At 62.0% G+C, this 20,784-nt stretch carries 18 protein-coding genes; 10 read left to right on the forward strand and 8 right to left on the reverse strand.

Annotation, left to right across the window (positions count from 1 at the left end; genetic code table 11):
• Positions 1-115 precede the first annotated feature (115 nt).
• Both fes and MXF20_RS08490 read left to right on the forward strand, forming a co-directional pair.
• Positions 116-1,390 (forward strand): enterochelin esterase, encoded by a 1,275-nt coding sequence (gene fes / locus MXF20_RS08485; protein ID WP_325968787.1) that lies wholly within the window; start codon positions 116-118, stop codon positions 1,388-1,390.
• On the forward strand, positions 1,383-5,267 hold the full coding sequence (locus tag MXF20_RS08490) for an enterobactin synthase subunit F (RefSeq protein WP_325968789.1): 3,885 nt from the start codon (positions 1,383-1,385) through the stop codon (positions 5,265-5,267). The genes fes and MXF20_RS08490 overlap by 8 nt, the downstream gene beginning before the upstream one ends.
• 80 nt (positions 5,268-5,347) lie before the next feature.
• Here the strand turns inward: MXF20_RS08490 and MXF20_RS08495 are convergent, their stop codons facing one another.
• Genes MXF20_RS08495 through fepD form a run of 3 tightly spaced genes read right to left on the reverse strand, consistent with a single transcriptional unit; the run spans position 5,348 to position 8,111 of the window.
• Positions 5,348-6,145 (reverse strand): ATP-binding cassette domain-containing protein, encoded by a 798-nt coding sequence (locus MXF20_RS08495; RefSeq protein WP_325968790.1) that lies wholly within the window; start codon positions 6,143-6,145, stop codon positions 5,348-5,350.
• Complete coding sequence (fepG, locus tag MXF20_RS08500) at positions 6,142-7,125, reverse strand: iron-enterobactin ABC transporter permease (protein WP_325968791.1); 984 nt, start codon at positions 7,123-7,125, stop codon at positions 6,142-6,144. The genes MXF20_RS08495 and fepG overlap by 4 nt, the downstream gene beginning before the upstream one ends.
• Positions 7,122-8,111, reverse strand: a complete 990-nt coding sequence (gene fepD, locus MXF20_RS08505) for a Fe(3+)-siderophore ABC transporter permease (protein ID WP_325968793.1) — start codon at positions 8,109-8,111, stop codon at positions 7,122-7,124. Before fepD ends, fepG begins: the two co-directional genes overlap by 4 nt.
• 146 nt (positions 8,112-8,257) lie before the next feature.
• On the opposite strand from fepD, the gene entS reads away from it, so the two are divergent.
• Positions 8,258-9,508, forward strand: a complete 1,251-nt coding sequence (gene entS, locus MXF20_RS08510; protein WP_325968794.1) for an enterobactin transporter EntS — start codon at positions 8,258-8,260, stop codon at positions 9,506-9,508.
• Here entS and fepB read toward each other — a convergent pair.
• Positions 9,503-10,468, reverse strand: coding sequence for a Fe2+-enterobactin ABC transporter substrate-binding protein (fepB, locus tag MXF20_RS08515; RefSeq protein WP_325968796.1), 966 nt, complete (start codon positions 10,466-10,468; stop codon positions 9,503-9,505). The genes entS and fepB overlap by 6 nt on opposite strands.
• A gap of 176 nt (positions 10,469-10,644) precedes the next feature.
• On the opposite strand from fepB, the gene MXF20_RS08520 reads away from it, so the two are divergent.
• Genes MXF20_RS08520 through MXF20_RS08540 form a run of 5 tightly spaced genes read left to right on the forward strand, consistent with a single transcriptional unit; the run spans position 10,645 to position 15,498 of the window.
• A complete protein-coding gene (locus MXF20_RS08520) occupies positions 10,645-11,826 on the forward strand; it encodes an isochorismate synthase (RefSeq protein WP_325968798.1) in 1,182 nt (393 codons plus the stop codon).
• 10 nt (positions 11,827-11,836) lie between these two features.
• A complete protein-coding gene (locus MXF20_RS08525) occupies positions 11,837-13,450 on the forward strand; it encodes a (2,3-dihydroxybenzoyl)adenylate synthase (RefSeq protein ID WP_325968799.1) in 1,614 nt (537 codons plus the stop codon).
• 18 nt (positions 13,451-13,468) lie between these two features.
• A complete protein-coding gene (locus MXF20_RS08530; RefSeq protein ID WP_325968800.1) occupies positions 13,469-14,323 on the forward strand; it encodes an isochorismatase family protein in 855 nt (284 codons plus the stop codon).
• On the forward strand, positions 14,320-15,078 hold the full coding sequence (gene dhbA / locus MXF20_RS08535) for a 2,3-dihydro-2,3-dihydroxybenzoate dehydrogenase (RefSeq protein ID WP_058759589.1): 759 nt from the start codon (positions 14,320-14,322) through the stop codon (positions 15,076-15,078). Before MXF20_RS08530 ends, dhbA begins: the two co-directional genes overlap by 4 nt.
• A gap of 3 nt (positions 15,079-15,081) precedes the next feature.
• Positions 15,082-15,498 carry a hotdog fold thioesterase gene (locus tag MXF20_RS08540; protein ID WP_325968802.1) on the forward strand — a complete coding sequence of 139 codons (417 nt, stop codon included), beginning with the start codon at positions 15,082-15,084 and terminating at the stop codon, positions 15,496-15,498.
• A 184-nt stretch (positions 15,499-15,682) separates the two neighbouring features.
• On the opposite strand, the gene cgtA is transcribed toward MXF20_RS08540, so the two are convergent.
• The 3 genes from cgtA to rplU all read right to left on the reverse strand — a co-directional run bounded on the left by cgtA (position 15,683) and on the right by rplU (position 17,692).
• Entirely contained in the window at positions 15,683-16,858 is a 1,176-nt protein-coding gene (gene cgtA, locus MXF20_RS08545) for an Obg family GTPase CgtA (protein ID WP_325968803.1), read from the reverse strand.
• Positions 16,859-17,107: 249 nt separating this feature from the next.
• A complete protein-coding gene (gene rpmA / locus MXF20_RS08550) occupies positions 17,108-17,365 on the reverse strand; it encodes a 50S ribosomal protein L27 (protein WP_006121751.1) in 258 nt (85 codons plus the stop codon).
• Positions 17,366-17,380: 15 nt separating this feature from the next.
• On the reverse strand, positions 17,381-17,692 hold the full coding sequence (gene rplU, locus MXF20_RS08555; RefSeq protein WP_021507728.1) for a 50S ribosomal protein L21: 312 nt from the start codon (positions 17,690-17,692) through the stop codon (positions 17,381-17,383).
• Between the two features lie 254 nt (positions 17,693-17,946).
• On the opposite strand from rplU, the gene ispB reads away from it, so the two are divergent.
• Together ispB and MXF20_RS08565 are read left to right on the forward strand one after the other, a co-directional pair.
• On the forward strand, positions 17,947-18,918 hold the full coding sequence (gene ispB, locus MXF20_RS08560; RefSeq protein WP_325968804.1) for an octaprenyl diphosphate synthase: 972 nt from the start codon (positions 17,947-17,949) through the stop codon (positions 18,916-18,918).
• Positions 18,919-19,154: 236 nt separating this feature from the next.
• Positions 19,155-19,448, forward strand: coding sequence for a helix-turn-helix transcriptional regulator (locus MXF20_RS08565; protein ID WP_325968805.1), 294 nt, complete (start codon positions 19,155-19,157; stop codon positions 19,446-19,448).
• Between the two features lie 62 nt (positions 19,449-19,510).
• On the opposite strand, the gene murA is transcribed toward MXF20_RS08565, so the two are convergent.
• Positions 19,511-20,770 (reverse strand): UDP-N-acetylglucosamine 1-carboxyvinyltransferase, encoded by a 1,260-nt coding sequence (gene murA / locus MXF20_RS08570; RefSeq protein ID WP_021507731.1) that lies wholly within the window; start codon positions 20,768-20,770, stop codon positions 19,511-19,513.
• Between the last annotated feature and the right edge of the window lie 14 nt (positions 20,771-20,784).

Raw genomic sequence — 20,784 nt, forward strand, 5'->3', positions numbered from 1 at the left:
ACGTGCGTGCTCATTTTGAGCGCAGTCACCCTATTGCAAATGCAAATAATTATCAATAGTATTATTTATCAACTCTATGTAAACCTCCCCGTACAGACGGCAACTGGCAGCCCCTATGACCTGGCGAAACGAGAGAATTGGTAGCGAAGCCTGGTGGCAGGAGCAACAGACTCAGGGCATTCCGCGCATCGAACCGCAGCAGGATGGCACCTGTCTGGTGACCTTCTTCTGGCGCGATCCGCAAGGCAGTGAAACCACCTCCCGCACCGAGCGCGTGTGGATCAACATCACCGGCGTGACCGATCACCACCAGCGGCGCCCGCCGCAATCGCTGATGCGCGTGGCCGGGAGCGATGTCTGGTACTGGCAAACCGTGTTGCCGTCGCACTGGCGTGGCAGCTATTGCCTGATGCCGGACCGGCAGGCCAGCGATTTCAGCGGCGAGGCTGACATGTCTGCGCTGCGCCACTGGTGGCGCGAAAAATTCCCCACCGCGCAGGCCGATGCGCTCAATCCGCTGCGTAGCTGGTCCGGCGGACGCGGTATGGGCGTGTCACCGCTGCACCTGCCTGATGCGCCCGACCAGCAGGTGTGGCGCGCGGTGGATGAAGGCCGCGCACCGGCGCTGACGCTGCAGGTGCAACAGTGGGACAGCGCGCTGCTCGGCAATTCGCGCCGGGTGTGGCTGTACGCCACCGGCGAGGCGCAGCACGGCACGCGTCCGCTGGCGATTCTGCTTGATGGCCAGTTCTGGGCGCAGCAGATGCCGATCGCCGGCCCGCTGCAGCAGCTGACCGCTGCCGGCCAACTGCCGCCGGCGGTCTACCTGTTTATCGACATCATCGATCGCGAACACCGCAGCCGCGAGCTGCCGTGCAATCCCCAGTTCTGGCAGGCGGTACAGCAGGAGCTGCTGCCGCAGGTGGCGCGCTGGATGCCGTACGATGCGCAGCCGGCGCGTACGCTGGTCGCCGGACAAAGCTTCGGCGGACTGGCCGCGGTGTTTGCCGCGCTGCACTTTCCGCACACCTTTGGCAACGCGCTCAGCCTGTCCGGTTCGTTCTGGTGGCCGGAACGCGGTAACCCGCACGGCTGGCTGTTGCAGGCGCTGGATAACGGCCTGGCACCCCGTCAGCCGCTGCGTTTCTGGCTGGAGGCCGGACGGCGTGAAGGGCTGATCCTGCAAGCCAACCAACAATTACAACAACAACTTACCGCTGCCGGCTATCAGGTACATTACCAGCCGGTAGAGGGCGGCCATGACGCGCTGTGCTGGCGCGGTGGCCTGCTCGACGGTCTGCAAGCTTTGTGGCGCAATCCAGACTCATTCATCACGTCAGACGTGAACCGGAGCGACAGTAAAATTTCTGATGAACGACACAATGATTGACCAACAAACGCTGCCGCTGGTCGCGGCCCAGCCTGGCATCTGGATCGCCGACCAGCTCAGCCGCCATCACAACGCCTATGCAGTGGCGCACTTTATCGAGCTGCGCGGTGACATCAACAGCGCGCTGCTGGCACAGGCCATCGTCGATGGCATGCAGGAAGCCGATACCCTGAATATGGCGTTCGGCGAAATCGACGGCGAGCCGCTGCAGTGGCCGCAGCCGCAGACCTTCAGCCTGCCAGACATCGTTGACCTGCGCGGCGAAGCGGATGCCGCCGCCGTTGCGCGCGCACAGATGCGCGCCGATATGCAGGGCGACCTGCGCGTGCTGAGCGGCGCGCCGCTGTGGCACCATCGCCTGTTCCGCCTCGGCGAGCAGCACTGGTTCTGGTATCAGCGCTATCACCATCTGGTGGTGGATGGCTTCAGTTTTACCGCGCTGACGCGCCGCATCGCCAATCTGTACAGCGCCGCCGTACAGCAGCAGACGCCAGAGCCAACGCCGTTTATTCCGTTCAGCGCCGTGGTTGACGAGTATCAGCGCTATCAGCAGTCAGCCTCTTACGCCCGTGACGGCGAGTTCTGGCGCGAAAAAGGCCGCGCTCTGCCCGCGCCCGCCTCGCTGTCGCCGCTGCCGCTGGCTGGTCAGAGCGCCAGCACCGATCTGCTGCGCCACAGCGTCACGCTGGATCGTCACCGTTTCCACACGCTGGTCAGCCAGCATCCGCAGAATAGCGCCGCCGATCTGGCCTTTGCGCTGGTGGCGCTGTGGCTGGCTCGTCTCAGCGGACAAAACGATTTTGCTGCCGGCTTCATCTTTATGCGCCGCATCGGCTCCGCCGCGCTGTGCGCTACCGGTCCGGTGATCAACGTGCTGCCGATGGCGGTGCATTACCACCCGGGACAAACGCTCGGCGATCTCGCCGCGCAGCTGGCGGCGGAAGTGAAAAAAATGCGCCGTCATCAGCGCTACGATGCTGAACAGGTGCAGCGCGACCTCGGCCGCCTCGGTGATAGCGATCCGCTGTACGGTCCGGTGATCAACCTGAAGATGTTTGACTACCAGCTCGATTTCGCTGGCGTTGAAGGCATCACACATCAGCTGGCCTCCGGGCCGGTGCGCGATCTGGAGATCGCCATTTACCTCAGCGAGCAGGGCGAACTGACGCTGGAGCTGCTGGCGAACGCCCAGCGTTATACCGCCGATACGCTACAGCGCCACGCCAGCCGCTTTGCCCTGCTGCTCAGCCAGCTGGCCGCGCAGCCGCAGCGCGCACTGGGCGAGCTCGATCTGCTGACGCCAGCGGAGCAGCAGCAGATCGCCGCCATCAATCAGACCGCGCATCCGCTGCCGGCCGAAACCCTGGGGTCGCTGCTGGCGCAGCAGGCGCGGCGCACGCCGGACGCGCCGGCGCTGGCCGATGCGCAGCACCAGCTAACTTACCGCCAGATGCAGCAGCAGGTATTTGCGCTGGCGGCCGATCTCAGCGCGGCCGGCGTGCAGCATGGCGATATCGTCGCCGTGGCGCTGCCGCGTTCGGTGCAACTGTCGCTGGCGCTGCAGGCGATTGTGGCGCTCGGGGCCGCTTATCTGCCGCTGGATACCGGTTATCCGGACGAGCGTTTACAGCTGATGCTGGAAGACGCCGCGCCCAAAATACTGATTACCGCTACCGCGCTCAGTGCCCGCTTCCACGCCATCGCGCCGGTCAGTCAGCTGCCCTTTGACACGCTGTACCGCACGGAAAATGCGCCGGCACCGGCCAGCGCGCCGACGCCGCAGGATGGCGCCTACATCATCTATACCTCTGGCTCTACCGGCCGGCCGAAAGGCGTGCTGGTCGGTCATCAGGCGATCGTCAACCGCCTGCTGTGGATGCAGGATCGCTATCCGCTGCAGGCGGATGACGTGGTGCTGCAGAAAACGCCGGCCAGCTTTGATGTCTCCGTCTGGGAATTCTTCTGGCCGCTGCTGGTCGGCGCGCAGCTGGTGATGGCACCGCCGGATGCGCACCGCGATCCGGAAGCGCTACAGCAACTGTTTGCCCGCTACAAAGTCACCACCACGCATTTCGTACCCTCGATGCTGGCGGCCTTTGTCGCGGCGCTCGATCACCCGGCCGCGATAGCGTGCTGCGCCAGCCTGCGCAATGTGTTTTGCAGCGGTGAAGCGCTGCCGACCGATCTGTCGCGCAGCTGGGAAACATTAACCCGCGTGCCGCTGCACAATCTGTACGGGCCGACCGAAGCGGCCGTTGATGTCAGCTGGTATCCGGCGTATGGCGCAGCGCTGGCGGCCGTTGACGGCCCGAGCGTGCCGATTGGCTTCCCGGTGTGGAACACCGGCCTGCGCATTCTGGATGCGCAGATGCAGCCGGTGCCGCCGGGCGTGGCCGGCGATCTTTATCTCACCGGCATTCAGCTGGCGCACGGTTACCTCAACCGGCCGGAACTGACCGCCAGCCGCTTCATTGCCGACCCGTTCGCTGCTGGCGAGCGCATGTACCTGACCGGCGACGTGGCGCGCTGGCTGGATAACGGCGCGGTGGAGTACCTTGGCCGCAGCGATGACCAGCTGAAGATTCGCGGGCAGCGCATTGAGCTGAACGAAATCGATCATGCGCTGTGCGCCCAGCCCGGCATTGAGCAGGCGGTGACGCATGCGGTGGTGCTGGGCAGTGCGACGGCACAGGGCGATGCGCGACAGCTGGTGGGCTACGTGGTGGCGCCGCAGCCGGTGGAGGGCGACGCGCTGCGTCACGCGCTGGCGCAGCAGCTGCCGGCGCACATGGTGCCGGTGGCCATCGTCCAGCTGGAGGCGCTGCCGCTCAGCAGCAACGGCAAACTGGATCGCAAAGCGCTGCCGCTGCCGCAGAGCACCACGCAGCGCCAGGGACGCGCACCGTCGCCCGGCCTGGAAAGCACGTTGGCCGCGGCATTCTGCCGGTTGCTGGCCTGCGACACGATCGGCGCGCAGGATGATTTCTTTGCGCTCGGTGGCCATTCGCTGCTGGCAATGCGCCTGGCCGCACAGCTGCGCCGCGAATTACAGCAGCCGGTCTCGGTCGGACAGATCATGATCGCCCCGACGGTAGAAAAACTGGCGGCACTGCTGAGGGATGGACAATCCCATCAGCAGGCGGGCTTTGAAACGCTGCTGCCGCTGCGTAAAGGCAACGGGCCGACGCTGTTCTGCTTCCACCCGGCGTCCGGCTTCGCGTGGCAATTCAGCGTGCTGCAGCGTTATCTTGATCAGCGCTGGTCACTGGTCGGCGTCCAGTCGCCTGACACGCAGGGACCGCTGAACCAGAGCACGCACCTCGAGGAGGTCTGCGAGGCGCATCTGCGCACGCTGCGCGAGGTACAACCGCATGGGCCATACTATTTCCTCGGCTACTCACTGGGCGGCACGCTGGCGCAGGGCATTGCTGCCCGGCTGGAAGCGGCGGGAGAAGAAGTGGCGTTCCTCGGCCTGCTCGACACCTGGCCGCCGGAAACGCAGAACTGGGATGAGAAGCGCGGCGAGAATGTGCTGGATCCGGCGGTGCTGGAGGAGGTGAATCGCGAGCGCGAACAGTTTATTGCCGCGCAGCGCCATCAGGCCGGTGAAGAGATGCGGGCCATGTTCGATACCATCGAAGCCAACTACGCCAGCTCGGTGCGCCTGCTGGCCACGGCGCGCAGCGCACGCTTCGGCGGCCGCGCTACGCTATTCCTCGCCGAACAGACGCAGCAGCCAGGCCAGGATGCGCGCCGCGCCTGGGCGCCCTATGTCGGTGAGCTGGCGGTGTGGCCGATGGATTGTGCCCACGTCGAGATTATCTCGCCTCGCATGTTTGAGCAGATCGGGCCGCTGTTGCAGCAGTTGCTGGCGTAGCGGTTTTGCCCTCACCCTCTCCCGGCGGGAGAGGGAACCGTATGGCAGAGAACGTTTACACCACAGCCCTTTCTTCCGCCTTAGCGCCCGCGCCCCAGCGGCACAATCATTGGCGTATGCGCCACCGGATCCTCAACAATCACACAGCGTAATCCGTATACCTGCTCAATCAGCGCCGGCGTCACAATCTCGGCCGGCTTGCCCTCGGCAATAATCTTCCCGTGACGCATGGCGATCAGATGGGTGGCGTAGCGGCAGGCGTGATTGAGATCGTGCAGCACCACCACCAGCGTGCGGCCATGCTGCTGATTCAGCGTCTGCATCAGCTCAAGCAAATCAATCTGGTGGGTAATGTCCAGCCAGGTGGTGGGCTCATCCAGCAGCAGCAGTGGCGTCTGCTGCGCCAGCACCATGGCGATCCAGACGCGCTGACGCTGCCCGCCGGACAGGGTATCGACCGGCTGCTGCGCCAGATCCGCCACGCCGGTGGCCAGCATCGCCTGCTGCACCGCCGCTTCATCCTCTGCGCGCCAGCGGCCAAACAGCGACTGATGCGGATAACGCCCGCGCGCCACCAGTTCGCTCACGCTGATGCCCGCCGGTGCGTTCGAACTCTGCGGCAGCAGGCCAAGACGGCGCGCCACCTCTTTGGTGGGATAACGCGCAATCGCTTCGCCATCCAGCAGCACGTCGCCTTTCAGCGGTGCCTGCAGGCGGCTGAGGGTGCGCAGCAGGGTCGATTTGCCGCAGGCGTTGGGGCCGATAATTACCGTCAGTTCCCCTTGCGGAATCGCCACCGACAGATTTTCCGCCACCACCTTTTTGTCATAACCCAGCGTCAGGCCTTCGCCGTACAGCCGTGAAGGAATATCGATCATTGGCGTCGCGCCTCCCGCACCAGTAACGCAATCAGATAGAGTCCGCCCAGGCTGACGGTAATCACGCCAACCGGCAGTTGATAAGGCAGGAACAGATGCTGCGCGGCATAATCGGCGGCGCACAACAGCAGCGCGCCGCACAGCGCCGCCAGCCACAATGCGCCTTTTTCACCGCCGCACAGCCGGCGCGCAATCTGCGGCGCCAGCAGCGCCACGAAGGAGATCGGGCCCGCCAGCGCGGTGGAAGCCGCAGTCAGCAGCACGCCCAGCAGCATCAGCCACAGGCGGCTGCGCTCTACCGGCACGCCGAGCGCACAGGCGGTGTCGTCGCCCATCTCCAGCAGACGCATGCGGCGCGTCAGTAGCGCCACCAGCAGCAGCGACAGCAGCAGCACCGTCACCACCGGCGGCGTTTTCGCCCAGGTGATGCCGTTAAGCGATCCGGCGCTCCACAGCCCGGCGCTGAGCGCCGACTCCAGCGAAGCGCTGATAATCAGCCAGGCGTTGAGCGCCATCAGCAGCGCGCGCACGCTGATGCCCACGATGATTAACCGAAACGTTTCCACGCCGTTGCGCCAGGCGAACAGATACACCAGCGCAGCCGTCGCGATACCGCCGATCAGCGCGGCGCCGGTCATGGCGGTGATGCTCTGATTAAACAGCACCAGCGCCACCAGCACGCCGCTGTAAGCGCCGGTATTGAAGCCGAGAATATCCGGGCTGCCGAGCGGGTTGCGCAGCAGCGACTGAAAAATTGCCCCGCTGACGCCGAGCGCTGCGCCGATCAACAGCGCCATCAGCACGCGCGGCAGACGCCACTCCACCACAATCAGCTGCACATTGGCCGCTCCCTGCCCGCGCAGCGCCTGCCACACCTGCTCCGCCGTAATCGGCAACGCACCGCGCGTCAGCGCCAGCCACGTCAGCAGCGCACACGCGACTAGCAGCCAGCCGCCATGCAACCAGGCGCGCCGCGTCATAATCCACCTCGCTCGCGCTGGCGCCGCACCAGCAAAATCAGCATCGGCGCACCGAGGATGGCGGTGACGATGGAGACGCGCAGCTCGCCCGCCACCATCATCCGCCCCAGAATATCCGCCGCCAGCAGCAGCGCCGGGGTGATCAATGCCGTCGCCGGCAGCAGCCAGCGGTGATCGTTGCCCACCAGCCAGCGGGCAAAATGCGGCGTCATCAGGCCGATAAAAGCGATCGGCCCGACGGCGGCGGTCGCCGCGCCGCTCAGTAAGGCAATCGCCAGCAGGCCCAGCAGTTGCGTGCGCACCACGCGCGTGCCCAGCGCCGCCGCCATATCGCCGCCCATGCTCAGGCTGTTCAGCGACTGCGCCAGCCCCAGCGCCAGCGCCGCGCCGGCCAGCACCGCCGGGCTCAGGGTGCGCAACACGCTGAAATCGCGGATATCCAGCGAGCCGCTCTGCCAGAAGCGCAGGTGATCGTAAATGTCCGGATTGAGCAGCGACAGGCCGGAGGTTAAGCCCTCCAGCACGGCCGCCAGCGCCACGCCCGCCAGCGTCAGGCGTACCGGATTAACGCGACCGCCGCCCATCGCGCCAATTACCGTCATGAGCAGTGCCGCCAGCAGCGCGCCGCTGAAGGCCAGCGTCAGCCACTGCAGCGGTGAGTCGGCGCCCAACAGCGCGATGCCGAGCACGATGGCGAAACCGGCACCGGCGTTCACGCCCAGAATGCCCGGCTCGGCCAGCGGATTACGCGTCAGGCTCTGCATCAGCGCGCCCGCCAGCCCCAGCGACACGCCGGCCAGCAGACCGGCCAGCGTGCGCGGCAGGCGCGCATCGCGCACGATAATGCACTCCGCGCTGGAGCAGGAAGCGGTGAGAGCGTGATACACATCGGAAAGCGGTATTGATTTGGCACCCAGCATCAGACTGAGCGCCATGAGGAGCAAAAGCAGAATCCCTGAGCCTGCTAATGCACGGATCTGGCGCATAGCGTTCTAAACCTTCACTGTTCAACGTCGTTGCGGTGCAACGTAATTTGATAATGATATTTGTTATCGTTATTACTCGCGTTTGCCTATGTTACCATGAGTCGCCTCGCGGATGATGAGGAAAATTGGTGCAAAAAGGCGAAACAATGAACAAATCCTCTCACTTTATCGATCTCTCACTGCTGAAAACCCACGCGGCGTTTCGCGCGGTGTTTATTGCGCGTTTTATCTCGATTGTGGCGCTCGGCATGCTGGCCGTTGCCGTGCCGGTGCAGATTCAGCAGATGACCCATTCCCCGCTGCTGGTGGGCCTCGCCGTCACGCTGTCTGCCGCCGGCATGTTTACCGGACTGCTGACCGGCGGCGTGCTGGCCGATCGCTATGAGCGTAAGAAGTTGATCCTGTTTGCCCGCACCACCTGCGGGCTGGGCTTTGTCGCGCTGGCGATTAACGCCGCGTTGCCCGCGCCCTCGCTGCTGGCCGTCTATCTGCTCGGTCTGTGGGACGGCTTTTTTGGCGCGATTGGCGTTACCGCGCTGCTGGCCGCCACGCCCGCGCTGGTCGGTCGTGAGAACATTATGCAGGCCGGTGCCATTACCATGCTGACGGTGCGCTTCGGCTCGATTTTATCGCCGGCGATTGCTGGTGTGGTGATCGCGCACGGCGGCGTGCTGTGGAATTACGGGCTGACCGCCTTCGGCACGCTGCTGACGGTACTGACGCTGCTGAAGCTGCCTGCGCTGCCACCGCCTCCGCAGCCGCGCGAGCATCCGCTGCTGGCACTGGCAACCGGTGTGCAGTTCCTGTTTGCCAGTCCGCTGGTCGGCATGGTGGCGCTGACCGGCGCGCTGGTGACGCTGGCCAGCGCCATCCGCGTGCTGTACCCGGCGCTGGCACCGCACTGGTCAGTGAGCGCCGACCAGCTCGGCATGCTGTACGCCGCTGTGCCGCTCGGGGCCGCCGTCGGGGCGTTCACCAGCGGCAGGCTGAAACAGGCCGCGCGCCCGGGACGGCTGGTGCTGGGCAGCGCCGTGGCCGGTTTTGTCGCGCTGGGTCTGTTCAGCCTGATGCCGACGCTGTGGCTGGCGCTGCTGTGCCTGGCGGGCTTCGGCTACTTCAGCGCGATTAACAGCCTGGTGCAGTACGCGATGATTCAGCGGCTGACGCCGGATCATCTGCTGGGCCGCATCAATAGTCTGTGGACGGCGCAAAACGTGTGCGGCGATGCCATCGGTGCGGCGCTGATTGGTGCCCTCGGTTCGTGGCTACTGCCGGCGCAGGCTGCCGCGGCGTTTGGCTTTGCCGCGGCGCTGCTGGGCGTCATGATGTGGCTGATGATGAAAGGATTACGTCGTTACCAGGCGCCCGCGCCGGTGCTGGCGCAGCAGACCTCATGATTTAACGAACAGCTGCTGCAGTCGCGTCAGCAGATTGCTGGCGCTGTAGTAATCCAGCCGGAAGGTGTCGATGCCCAGCGCATAAACCTGCTTATCGCGCACCGCCGCGTTTTGCGCCAGGAACGGGTTGCTCAGCACCGACTGCGCGGTGTTGTCATCCCCGGCAAACAGCAGGAAGCTGTGACCGGTCAGGCTGGCGGCGAGATTCTCGCCGGAGAGCTGAATAATGTCTTTGCGCTGGCCCATGCTGTGCCCCTGTTGTGTGCCGGCCGGCGGCAGCGCCAGGGTAAAACCGAGCTGCTGCAGCAGTTTGCCCTGCGCCGATTCGGCAGTCCACAGGTTCACCGCGCGGCCATCGCCGTTCCATACCATGGCGGAGACCGGCTGCGGCGGCAGCGTAATGGCCTGCTTCAGCGCCGCTTCGCGATCGTCGAACGCTTTAACGCGCTGCGCCGCCTGCGCTTCATGGCCAGTGGCCTGGCCCAGCAGCGTAACCACATCCTGCCAGCTCTTGTCGTCGTAGTTGACCACCAGCGTGGGTGCAATGGCGGACAGCTGACTGACCAGCTTCAGGGCGGAGTCATTGCCGGTGGCGCTGACGATGATCAGATCCGGCGCTTGCGCTGCAATCGACTCGGCGCTCGGCTCACCAATGTACAGACGCTTAACGTGGCGCTGTTTTGCCACCTCGCCCCACTGACGGAAAAAGCCCTGATCGTCGGCCAGCCGGCTTTTCGGTGCGGTGGCGCCTGAGGCGATGACCGGCGCGTCAATCGCCAGCAGCGAGCCGGTCAGCGTGACGCTGGTGGAGACAATGCGCTGCGGTGCCTGGTTGAGCGTGACGGCTCCGGTCGCGCCCTGAATACTGCGCGGCCAGCCCTGTTCGGCCCGTGCCTGGCCGGAAACCACCTGGATGAAAAACAGCAGGACCGCTATGCCCCATAAACCGCCTTTATTCATAATCTTTGCTCCACCTTTTCGCTTGTTGCCTGGCCCGGCGTCAGTCGCCGCTTACGTCTGACAGCACGGTAAATCCCGCCAATGGATTGACTCTTTGCCCCTTTCGACGTAGGTTACAGGGCCATAATAAAAATGATAATCATTCTTAATAATCTTATCATTTATAGGTGAAAATTATGGTGGAAAGCTCCACGTTTGAAAATGCCTGGCTGAAGGATTTTTCCGCGCTGTGCCGCGGCTTCCTCTTCACCTCGCCATGGCGCAGCCTGGCCACCCAGGGCTGCTATACCACGATTAACACGCCAGTGCGCGATGCCGCGCTGCTGCAGGGCGACTTTCAGCAGCAGCTGCGCCAGCACTTTGCCGCAGCGAAAAAGCAGGGTATCGCCAATCCGCTGCTGGTGGGCGCGATTCCGTTTGACGTCAGCCAGCCGGCGTCGCTGTTCATCCCCGAATCCTGGCAGAGCTTTAATCGCGCCGACCTGCAACAGGCGCTGCCGGCGCAGCAGAGCGATCTGCCGGCAGTGCGGCGGCGTACCGCGGTGCCGGACCACGCGGTATTTACCCGCATGGTGGCCGATGCCGTTGCCACCATCCAGCGCGGCGATCCGGACAAAGTGGTGCTGTCGCGCCTGATGGATATCGTCACCGAGCAGCCGGTGGATACCGCCGCGCTGATGCAGCGCGTGATCGCGCAAAATCCCAATAGCTACCATTTCCATCTGCCGCTGGCGGAAGGCGGTGCGCTGGTGGGTGCCAGCCCGGAACTGATGCTGCGTAAACAGGGGCGCGATTTCAGCTCCTGCCCGCTGGCCGGCTCGGCGCGCCGCCATCATGACGATGTCAGCGCCGATCGCGCGGCAGGTAACACGCTGATGGATTCCGCCAAAGATCGCCACGAACATCAGCTGGTGACCGACGCAATGCGCAGCACGCTGCAGCCGCGCAGTCGCCTGCTGTCGGTGCCGACCGTGCCGTCGCTGATCACCACCGCCACGCTGTGGCACCTGGCGACGCAAATCGATGGCGAAGTGCAGGATGAGCGCGAAAACGCGCTGTCGCTGGCGGCGCTGCTGCACCCGACCCCGGCCCTGAGCGGCTTCCCGCACGCCCGCGCGCAGCAGCTGATTCAGCAGCTGGAACCTTTTGATCGCCAGCTGTTTGGCGGCATCGTCGGCTGGTGCGACAGCGAAGGCAACGGCGAATGGGTGGTGACGATTCGCTGCGGAACGGTAAACGGCACGCGCGTGCGGCTGTTTGCCGGCGCTGGCATCGTCGCCGACTCACAACCGGAATCAGAATGGCGCGAAACGGGTGTGAAGCTGGACACCATGTTGCGCGCTTTTGGACTGCAATAAAGGAACAAGCATGAGCATTCCCTTCAGCCGCTGGCCGGCACATCTGGCCGCGCGCTACCGCGAAAAAGGTTACTGGATCGACGTGCCGCTGACCGACATCATCGACCGACATCGTGACAATGACGCCATCGCCGTGATCGACGGTACGCTGCAGCTCAGCTACCGCCAGCTGGCGCAGCGCAGTGATAATCTGGCGGCGGCGCTGCAGCGGCGCGGTTTGCAGCGCGGCGATACCGCACTGGTGCAGCTTGGCAATGTGGCGGATTTTTACGTCACGCTGTTTGCCCTGTTCAAACTGGGCGTGGCTTCGGTGTACGCGCTGTTCAGCCATCAGCGCACCGAGCTGCTGGCCTATGCGCAGCAGATTGCCCCGAAACTGCTGATCGCCGATCGCCAGCACGCGCTGTTTGCCAGCGACGATTTCATCGCCACGCTGTGCGAGGCGCAGCCCACGCTGCAGCAGGTGATCCTGCGTAACGACGCGCAGGCGGAAAATACGCTGGCGTCGCTGCAGGATGAAGCGGCGGACGATTTTGTCGCGACGCCGACGGCCGCCGATGAAGTGGCGTTTTTTCAGCTCTCCGGCGGCAGCACCGGCACGCCGAAGCTGATTCCGCGCACCCACAACGACTACTTCTACAGCATCCGCGCCAGCGACGAGATTTGCCACATCAACGCCGACACGCGCTATCTGATCGCCCTGCCCGCACCGCATAACTTCGCCATGAGTTCCCCCGGTTCGCTCGGCGTGTTTTATGCCGGTGGCCAGGTGATTCTCGCCGCGGATCCCAGCGCCACGCTCTGCTTCCCGCTGATTGAGCAGCACCAGGTGACCGATACCGGCCTGGTGCCGCCGGCGGTCAGCCTGTGGCTGCAGGCGATTCAGGAGTGGGGCAGCAACACAGCGCTGGCGTCGCTGCAGCGCATGCAGGTCGGCGGGGCCAAACTGGGCGAAACGCTGGCCGCACGCATTCAGCGTGAAATCGGCTGCCAGCTGCAGCAGGTGTTTGGCATGGCGGAAGGGCTGGTTAACTACACGCGTTTCGGCGATGACCAGCAAACCATTCTGACTACCCAGGGGCGCCCGATTTCGGACGATGACGAAGTGTGGGTGGCCGACGAGAATGGCAATCCGCTGCCGCCAGGCCAGATCGGTCGCCTGATGACGCGCGGTCCTTACACCTTCCGGGGCTACTACAACAGCCCGGAGCACAATGCCGCCAGCTTCGACGCAGATGGATTTTACTGCTCGGGCGATCTGATTGAGATCAACGCTCAGGGTTACATCACCGTGCAGGGACGCGAAAAGGATCAGATCAACCGTGGTGGCGAGAAGATCGCCGCAGAAGAGATCGAAAACCTGCTGCTGCGTCACCCGGATGTGATCCACGCCGCGCTGGTGTCCATGCATGACGAACTGATGGGTGAAAAGAGCTGTGCCTTCATTGTAGCGCGCCAGCCGGTGAAGCCGGTCGCGCTGCGCCGCCATCTGCGCGAGCTGGGCATTGCCGAATTCAAACTTCCCGACCGCATTACCTGCGTCGACGCCCTGCCGCTGACCCCGGTGGGCAAAGTGGATAAAAAACGTTTACGCCAACAGCTTGCCGAGCAGACGCAAGCCTGATTTTTTCCGGAGATTGTAATGGCTATTCCAAAACTGACTTCTTATGCGCTGCCCGCCGCCACTGAGCTGCCGGCGAATAAAGTGCAGTGGACGCTGGAGCCGCAGCGCGCGGCGCTGCTGATTCACGACATGCAGGCCTATTTCCTCAACTTCTGGGGCGAAGACAGCCCGCTGGTCAATCAGGTAGTAGAGAACATTGCCCGCCTGCGCGCTTACTGCAAAGCGCAGGGCATTCCGGTGTTCTATACCGCGCAGCCCAACCAGCAGAGCGATGAAGATCGCGCGCTGCTGAATGATATGTGGGGACCAGGGCTGAACAAACATCCGGATCAGCAGAAGATCGTCGATGCGCTGGCGCCGGATCAGGACGATCAGGTGCTGACCAAATGGCGCTACAGCGCGTTCGTGCGCTCGCCGCTGGAGTCGATCCTGCAGGAGATGGGCCGCGATCAGCTGATCATCACCGGCGTGTATGCCCACATCGGCTGCCTGACCACTGCCACCGATGCCTTCATGCGTAACATCCAGCCGTTTATGGTGGCCGATGCGCTGGCCGACTTCTCGCGTGATGAGCATATGATGGCGCTGACCTACACCGCAGGTCGCAGTGGCAAAGTGGTGATGACCGCCGATCTGATGCCGCTGCCGCACAGCAAGGACGCGCTGCGCGCGCTGATTCTGCCGCTGCTGGAAGATGATGACGTGCCGGAAGATGATGAAAACCTGATCGACTATGGACTGGATTCGGTGCGCGTGATGGCGCTGGCGGCGCGCTGGCGTCAGGTGCACAGCGATATCGACTTCATCAGCCTGGCGAAAAACCCCAGCATTGATGGCTGGTGGGCGCTGCTGTCGCGGGTGCCAGCCCAATGAGCGCCTGTTTTGATTTCAGCGGAAAAATTGTCTGGGTAACCGGGGCCGGCAAGGGCATCGGTTATCACACCGCACTGGCGTTCCATCAGGCCGGTGCGCAGGTGACCGGTTTTGATCTGCACTTTGGCCAGGATGACTATCCGTTTGCCACCTGCCAGCTGGATGTCGCCGACAGCGCCGCAGTGCGCGATTGCTGCCAGTCACTGCTGGCCAGCCAGCCGCGGCTGGATATCCTGGTGAACGGCGCGGGCATTCTGCGCATCGGCAGCACCGATGCGCTGTCGTTCGCCGACTGGCAGGCGTGCCTCGCCGTCAACGCCGGCGGCGCGTTTAATCTGTTCCAGCAGACGCTGCCGGTGTTCCGCCAGCAGCGCGCTGGCGCGATTGTCACCATCGCCTCTAACGCCGCGCACGCCCCGCGCCTCGGCATGTCGGCCTATGGCGCCTCCAAAGCGGCGCTGCGCAGCCTGTGTCAGACGGTCGGGCTGGAGATGGCACCGTATGGCGTGCGCTGCAATATTGTCTCACCGGGATCGACCGATACCGATATGCAGCGCAGCCTGTGGCATACGCCGGAAGCCGAGCAGGAGATGATTAATGGTTTCCCGGATCAGTACAAGCTGGGGATCCCGCTGCGTAAGATCGCCCAGCCGCAGGAGATCGTGAACAACATCCTGTTCCTCGCGTCGGATCTTGCCAGCCACGTGGTGCTGCAGGATATTGTGGTGGACGGCGGCGCAACGCTGGGAGCCTGAGGCATGGCAATCTGGAAACGTACAGTGGATCTCGCCACGCTCAATCAGCTGGGCGATAACTCGCTGGTGGCGCATCTGGGGATCGTGTTTACCACCATCGGTGACGATTATCTGGAGGCCACCATGCCGGTGGACAGCCGCACGCAGCAGCCGTTTGGCCTGCTGCACGGCGGCGCGTCGGTGGTGCTGGCGGAGTCGATGGGCTCCATTGCCGGTTACCTGAGCGTGGAAGAGGGTAAAAGCGTGGTGGGCATTGAGGTCAGCGCCAGCCATCATCGGGCGGTGAGCAGCGGCGAGGTACGCGGTGTTTGTCGTCCGCTGCATCTCGGGGCGCGCAATCAGAGCTGGCAGATTGAGATACGCAATGGTCGCGATCAGCTGTGTTGCAGTTCAAGGCTGACGGTGGCGGTGCTGGGGTAGGTTTGGTTCCTCTGCGGCCTGATGCCCTCACCCTGCCCTCTCCCACGGGGAGAGGGAATGATGGTGCGGGCTGATACCCTCACACTGGCCTCTCCCACAGGGAGAGGGATGATGGTGCGGGCTGGTGCTCTGCGCTAAACAGCAATAAAAAAAGCGGCCATCTGGCCGCTTTTTTTCGCTGCAATTAACGCTGGTAAATGATTTCGACGCCTTCGTCGTCTTCATCATCCCAGTCGTCATCCCAGTCTTCGTCTTCTTCCACTTCCTGCGCATTTTCCAGCGCTTCACGGTGGTAATCATCCCACATGAAGGCCACTTTCTCTGGCTGCTTCGCTTCTTCTTCCGCTTCTTTCGGATTCGCAATGATGAAGCTCATCACGTCCCAGCACAGCTCATTGACGCCGTCACGGCTGGCGGCGGAGATCAGATAATATTTCTCATCCCAGCCCAGCGCTTCGGCAATGGCTTTGGCGCGGCTTTCCGCCTCTTCGCGGCTCAGCAGGTCAGTTTTGTTGAACACCAGCCAGCGCGGTTTCTGGTACAGCTTGTCGCTGTATTTTTCCAGCTCGCCGAGAATGATGCGGGCGTTTTCCACCGGATCGGATTCGTCGATTGGCGCGATGTCGATGAGGTGCAGCAGCACACGACAGCGCTCCAGATGCTTGAGGAAGCGAATTCCGAGGCCCGCGCCTTCCGCTGCGCCTTCAATCAGGCCGGGAATGTCGGCGACCACGAAGCTCTTTTCGCTGTCCATACGCACCACGCCGAGGCTCGGCACTAAGGTGGTGAACGGATAATCCGCCACTTTTGGCTTCGCCGCTGATACCGCACGGATAAAGGTCGATTTACCGGCGTTAGGCAGACCCAGCATCCCCACGTCAGCCAGCAGCATCAGTTCCAGCTGCAGGTCGCGCTTCTCGCCCGGCGTGCCCATGGTTTTCTGTCGCGGCGTACGGTTCACTGACGATTTGAAGCGGGTGTTGCCCAGACCGTGCCAGCCGCCTTTCGCTACCATCAGCTTCTGCTCATGGCGCGTCATGTCGCCCAGCGTTTCGCCCGTGCCCTGATCGATCACGCGCGTACCCACCGGCACTTTAACAATGATGTCTTTACCGCGTTTACCGGTACAGTCACGGCTCTGGCCATTCTGGCCGCGTTCGGCGCGGAAAGATTTTTCGAAACGATAATCGATCAGGGTGTTGAGGTTTTCATCCGCCAGCAGATAAACATCACCGCCGTCACCACCGTCACCGCCGTCCGGTCCCCCTTTGGGAATGTACTTCTCGCGGCGGAAGCTGACGCAACCGTTGCCACCATCACCCGCGACCACCAGGATCGTCGCTTCATCAACAAACTTCATTTTTTATCTCCGTCACACTGTCGTTTGCGCCACGCTGCGGGCGACAAACGGGTCCGCCAGGGTCTTCTGCGCTGACCGGCGGCGGATAATACAGGATTGGCAAAGCCATGTGTACATAAAGTGTACAGCAAACTGAGGCGCAAGGTCAGCGTGATTGCCGTAACCTGCGGCAGAATGTAAAAAGCCCCGCAAAGCTGCGGGGCCTTCCATTCGTGTGTTCAGACGTTAATCGTCTGCGGCACAACAACCTTACTCAGCAACGATGCTGATGTATTTACGGTTGTTAGGACCTTTAACTTCGAATTTAACTTTGCCGTCTGCGGTAGCAAACAGGGTGTGGTCACGACCACAACCTACGTTGTTACCAGCGTGGAATTTGGTGCCACGCTGACGAACGATGATGCTACCTGCCAGAACAGATTCACCACCGAAACGCTTAACACCCAGACGTTTTGCATTGGAGTCGCGACCGTTACGAGTCGAGCCACCAGCCTTTTTATGTGCCATTTGTCAGATCTCCTCTTACGCGCTGATCACAGTGATTTTCACATCAGTGAACCACTGACGGTGACCAGCTTGCTTACGGTAGTGTTTACGACGACGAAACTTAACGATTTTAATTTTCTCGCCACGACCGTGAGCAACAACTTCTGCCTTGATCACACCGCCTGAAACCAGTGGCGCGCCGATTTTCACGTCTTCGCCATTTGCAATCATCAGAACCTGGTCGAACTCGATGGTTTCACCGGTTGCGATGTCCAGCTTTTCCAGGCGAACGGTCTGACCTTCGCTTACTCGGTGTTGTTTACCACCACTTTGGAAAACCGCGTACATATAAAACTCCGCTTCTGCGCATGCCTTTCTGTTCATCAGGCGGCGCGATAAATATTCACAATAGGGCGCGAATTCTACGCAAAACTCCAGCAGAAGACAAGTGCACTTTGCACTCTCTTGCAGAAAAAAAGCGCAGGACGAATGCAAACGTTTCTCAACCCGATTTTTCAAGTACAATCAGTAACAGATTACCTGAACTCACGCTGGGTAAAAGCGCTTACCATGCAAAAAACGAGTCAAAGCTGAACAGACGAATGAACTTAGAACAGATTAACGAATTAACCGCGCAGGACATGGCGGCCGTCAACCAGACCATCCTCGACCAGCTGAATTCAGAAGTCTCACTGATTAACCAGTTGGGCTATTACATCATCAGCGGAGGAGGCAAACGCATCCGCCCGATGATCGCGGTGCTGTCAGCACGCGCGCTGAATTATCAGGGATCGCTGCATGTAACCAATGCGGCGCTGATCGAATTTATCCACACGGCGACGCTGCTGCACGATGATGTGGTGGATGAATCCGATATGCGCCGTGGCAAAGCGACGGCCAACGCCGCGTTCGGCAATGCGGCCAGCGTGCTGGTCGGGGACTTTATTTACACCCGCGCTTTCCAGATGATGACCAGCATGGGATCGCTGAAGATCCTGGCGCTGATGTCCGAAGCGGTGAACGTGATCGCCGAAGGCGAAGTGCTGCAGCTGATGAACTGCAACGATCCGGACATCACCGAAGAGAGCTACATGCGGGTGATCTACAGCAAAACGGCGCGCCTGTTTGAAGCCGCTTCACAGGCGTCGGCGATCCTTGCTGAAGCCTCGCCGGCGCAGGAGAAAGCGTTGCAGGATTATGGCCGCTATCTCGGTACGGCGTTCCAGCTGATCGACGATCTGCTGGATTACAGCGCCGATGGTCAGACGCTGGGCAAAAACACCGGCGATGACCTGAGCGAAGGTAAACCGACGCTGCCGCTGCTGCACGCAATGCACAACGGCACGCCGGAGCAGGCGCAGATGATCCGCAAAGCCATCGAAGAAGGCAATGGCCGCCATCTGCTGGAGCCGGTGCTGGCGGCTATGCAGCAAACCGGTTCGCTGGAGTGGACGCGTAAACGCGCCGAAGAAGAGGCGGATAAAGCCATTGCCGCGCTGCAGGCGCTGCCGGAAACGCCATGGCGCAGCGCGCTGGAAGCGCTGGCGCATATGTCAGTACAGCGCGATTTCTGACCCATCACGGGACCGCACGGTCCCGTTTTTCTTTCTCCCCCGCTCTGCCCGTCTGATTACATCCCATTGCAGCATTTTTGCGAAAAACTGCGCAGTTTCGTGCACAGGTGAAACAATTACTGGAAACATATGGAAATTATTTGCTATAAAAATCCGGATTTTTCCAGTTATCTCTGCGCAGGAGAGCGACAACGCGCCAGAGATGGAGCACTCACACGGACACGGAGAAGAGAGTTATGCATGCAAGGAGAGAGGACTGGCATCCGGCAGATATCATTGCTGCCCTGCGCAAACGCGGTACATCACTGGCCGCCCTGTCACGTCAATCTGGTCTCAGTTCATCGACGCTGGCCAACGCGCTGTCGCGCCCGTGGCCCAAAGGTGAATGGCTGATCGCCACGGCGCTGAAAGTCCATCCTTCCGAGATCTGGCCCAGCCGCTATTTTGATCCGGTCACGCAGCGCCTGCTGGATCGTAAAAAGCGCATCCGATCGCCGCAGGATCTGAAAAAGATCGCCACACGAGGATAACGCAAAAAAAAACCAGCCACGCGATCGTGACTGGTTTTTATTGTCGCCCTCAGGGCAACAGATTATTCGCCGCTGACGCGCTCGATGTTGGCACCTAACGCTTTCAGCTTATCCTCGATGTGCTCGTAGCCACGATCGATATGATAAATACGATCCACCAGCGTGGCACCTTCCGCGATGCAACCTGCCAGCACCAGACTGGCCGACGCGCGTAAATCGGTCGCCATCACCTGTGCGCCAGATAACGTCTCGACGCCATGACAGATAGCGGTGTTACTTTCGATCTCGGCATGCGCACCCATACGGATCAGCTCCGGAATGTGCATGAAGCGGTTTTCGAAGATGGTCTCAGTAATCACACCGGTGCCTTCGGCCACCAGGTTGAGCAGCGTGAACTGTGCCTGCATGTCGGTCGGGAAACCCGGGTGCGGTGCGGTACGGATGTTCACCGCTTTCGGGCGCTTGCCGTGCATATCCAGGCTGACCCAGTCTTCGCCCACTTCAATCTCCGCACCCGCGTCACGCAGTTTCGCCAGTACCGCGTCCAGCGTGTCTGGCTGCGCGTTGCGGCACACCACTTTGCCGCGCGAGATGGCGCCGGCAACGAGGAAGGTACCGGTTTCGATACGGTCCGGCAGCACGCGATACACACCGCCGCCGAGGCGCTCAACGCCTTCGATGGTGATTTTGTCGGTGCCGGCGCCGCTGATTTTTGCGCCCAGCGTGTTAAGGAAGTTTGCCGTGTCGACAATCTCCGGCTCACGCGCCGCGTTTTCAATGATGGTGGTGCCCGTCGCCAGCGTTGCGGCGCTCATGATGGTCACGGTCGCGCCCACGCTGACCTTATCCATCACAATGTGCGCACCCTTCAGACGACCGTCCACCGATGCCTTGACGTAACCCTCTTCCAGCTTGATCTCGGCACCCAGCTGTTCCAGGCCAGTAATGTGCAGATCGACCGGACGCGCACCAATCGCACAGCCGCCCGGCAGGGAAACCTGCCCCTGACCAAAACGCGCCACCAGCGGACCCAGCGCCCAGATAGAGGCACGCATGGTTTTCACCAGATCGTACGGCGCACTGAAGACATTAACTTCGCGCGCATCAACGTGGACCGAACCATTGCGTTCAACGCGCGCACCGAGCAGGCTCAGCAGCTTCATGGTGGTATCGATATCACGCAGCTTCGGCACGTTCTGAATCTCTACCGGCTCTTCAGCCAGCAGCGCAGCAAACAGAATCGGCAGCGCAGCATTCTTTGCCCCGGAAATGGTCACTTCACCGCTTAAACGGGTGGGGCCTTGCACACGAAATTTGTCCATTAACACGGCTCTCA

The sequence above is a fragment of the Pantoea dispersa genome (assembly GCF_035783935.1).
GTDB lineage: Bacteria > Pseudomonadota > Gammaproteobacteria > Enterobacterales > Enterobacteriaceae > Pantoea > Pantoea dispersa_C.

Bases quoted from the DNA above. Each gene is read 5' to 3' on its own strand.
- rplU (WP_021507728.1), bottom strand. From the start codon at position 17,692: ATGTACGCGGTTTTCCAAAGTGGTGGTAAACAACACCGAGTAAGCGAA.
- fepB (WP_325968796.1), bottom strand. From the start codon at position 10,468: ATGAATAAAGGCGGTTTATGGGGCATAGCGGTCCTGCTGTTTTTCATC.
- MXF20_RS08520 (WP_325968798.1), top strand. From the start codon at position 10,645: ATGGTGGAAAGCTCCACGTTTGAAAATGCCTGGCTGAAGGATTTTTCC.
- cgtA (WP_325968803.1), bottom strand. From the start codon at position 16,858: ATGAAGTTTGTTGATGAAGCGACGATCCTGGTGGTCGCGGGTGATGGT.
- MXF20_RS08495 (WP_325968790.1), bottom strand. From the start codon at position 6,145: ATGATCGATATTCCTTCACGGCTGTACGGCGAAGGCCTGACGCTGGGT.
- entS (WP_325968794.1), top strand. From the start codon at position 8,258: ATGAACAAATCCTCTCACTTTATCGATCTCTCACTGCTGAAAACCCAC.
- MXF20_RS08530 (WP_325968800.1), top strand. From the start codon at position 13,469: ATGGCTATTCCAAAACTGACTTCTTATGCGCTGCCCGCCGCCACTGAG.
- dhbA (WP_058759589.1), top strand. From the start codon at position 14,320: ATGAGCGCCTGTTTTGATTTCAGCGGAAAAATTGTCTGGGTAACCGGG.
- ispB (WP_325968804.1), top strand. From the start codon at position 17,947: ATGAACTTAGAACAGATTAACGAATTAACCGCGCAGGACATGGCGGCC.
- rpmA (WP_006121751.1), bottom strand. From the start codon at position 17,365: ATGGCACATAAAAAGGCTGGTGGCTCGACTCGTAACGGTCGCGACTCC.
- fepD (WP_325968793.1), bottom strand. From the start codon at position 8,111: ATGCGCCAGATCCGTGCATTAGCAGGCTCAGGGATTCTGCTTTTGCTC.
- MXF20_RS08525 (WP_325968799.1), top strand. From the start codon at position 11,837: ATGAGCATTCCCTTCAGCCGCTGGCCGGCACATCTGGCCGCGCGCTAC.
- fepG (WP_325968791.1), bottom strand. From the start codon at position 7,125: ATGACGCGGCGCGCCTGGTTGCATGGCGGCTGGCTGCTAGTCGCGTGT.
- MXF20_RS08490 (WP_325968789.1), top strand. From the start codon at position 1,383: ATGATTGACCAACAAACGCTGCCGCTGGTCGCGGCCCAGCCTGGCATC.
- fes (WP_325968787.1), top strand. From the start codon at position 116: ATGACCTGGCGAAACGAGAGAATTGGTAGCGAAGCCTGGTGGCAGGAG.
- MXF20_RS08565 (WP_325968805.1), top strand. From the start codon at position 19,155: ATGCATGCAAGGAGAGAGGACTGGCATCCGGCAGATATCATTGCTGCC.
- MXF20_RS08540 (WP_325968802.1), top strand. From the start codon at position 15,082: ATGGCAATCTGGAAACGTACAGTGGATCTCGCCACGCTCAATCAGCTG.
- murA (WP_021507731.1), bottom strand. From the start codon at position 20,770: ATGGACAAATTTCGTGTGCAAGGCCCCACCCGTTTAAGCGGTGAAGTG.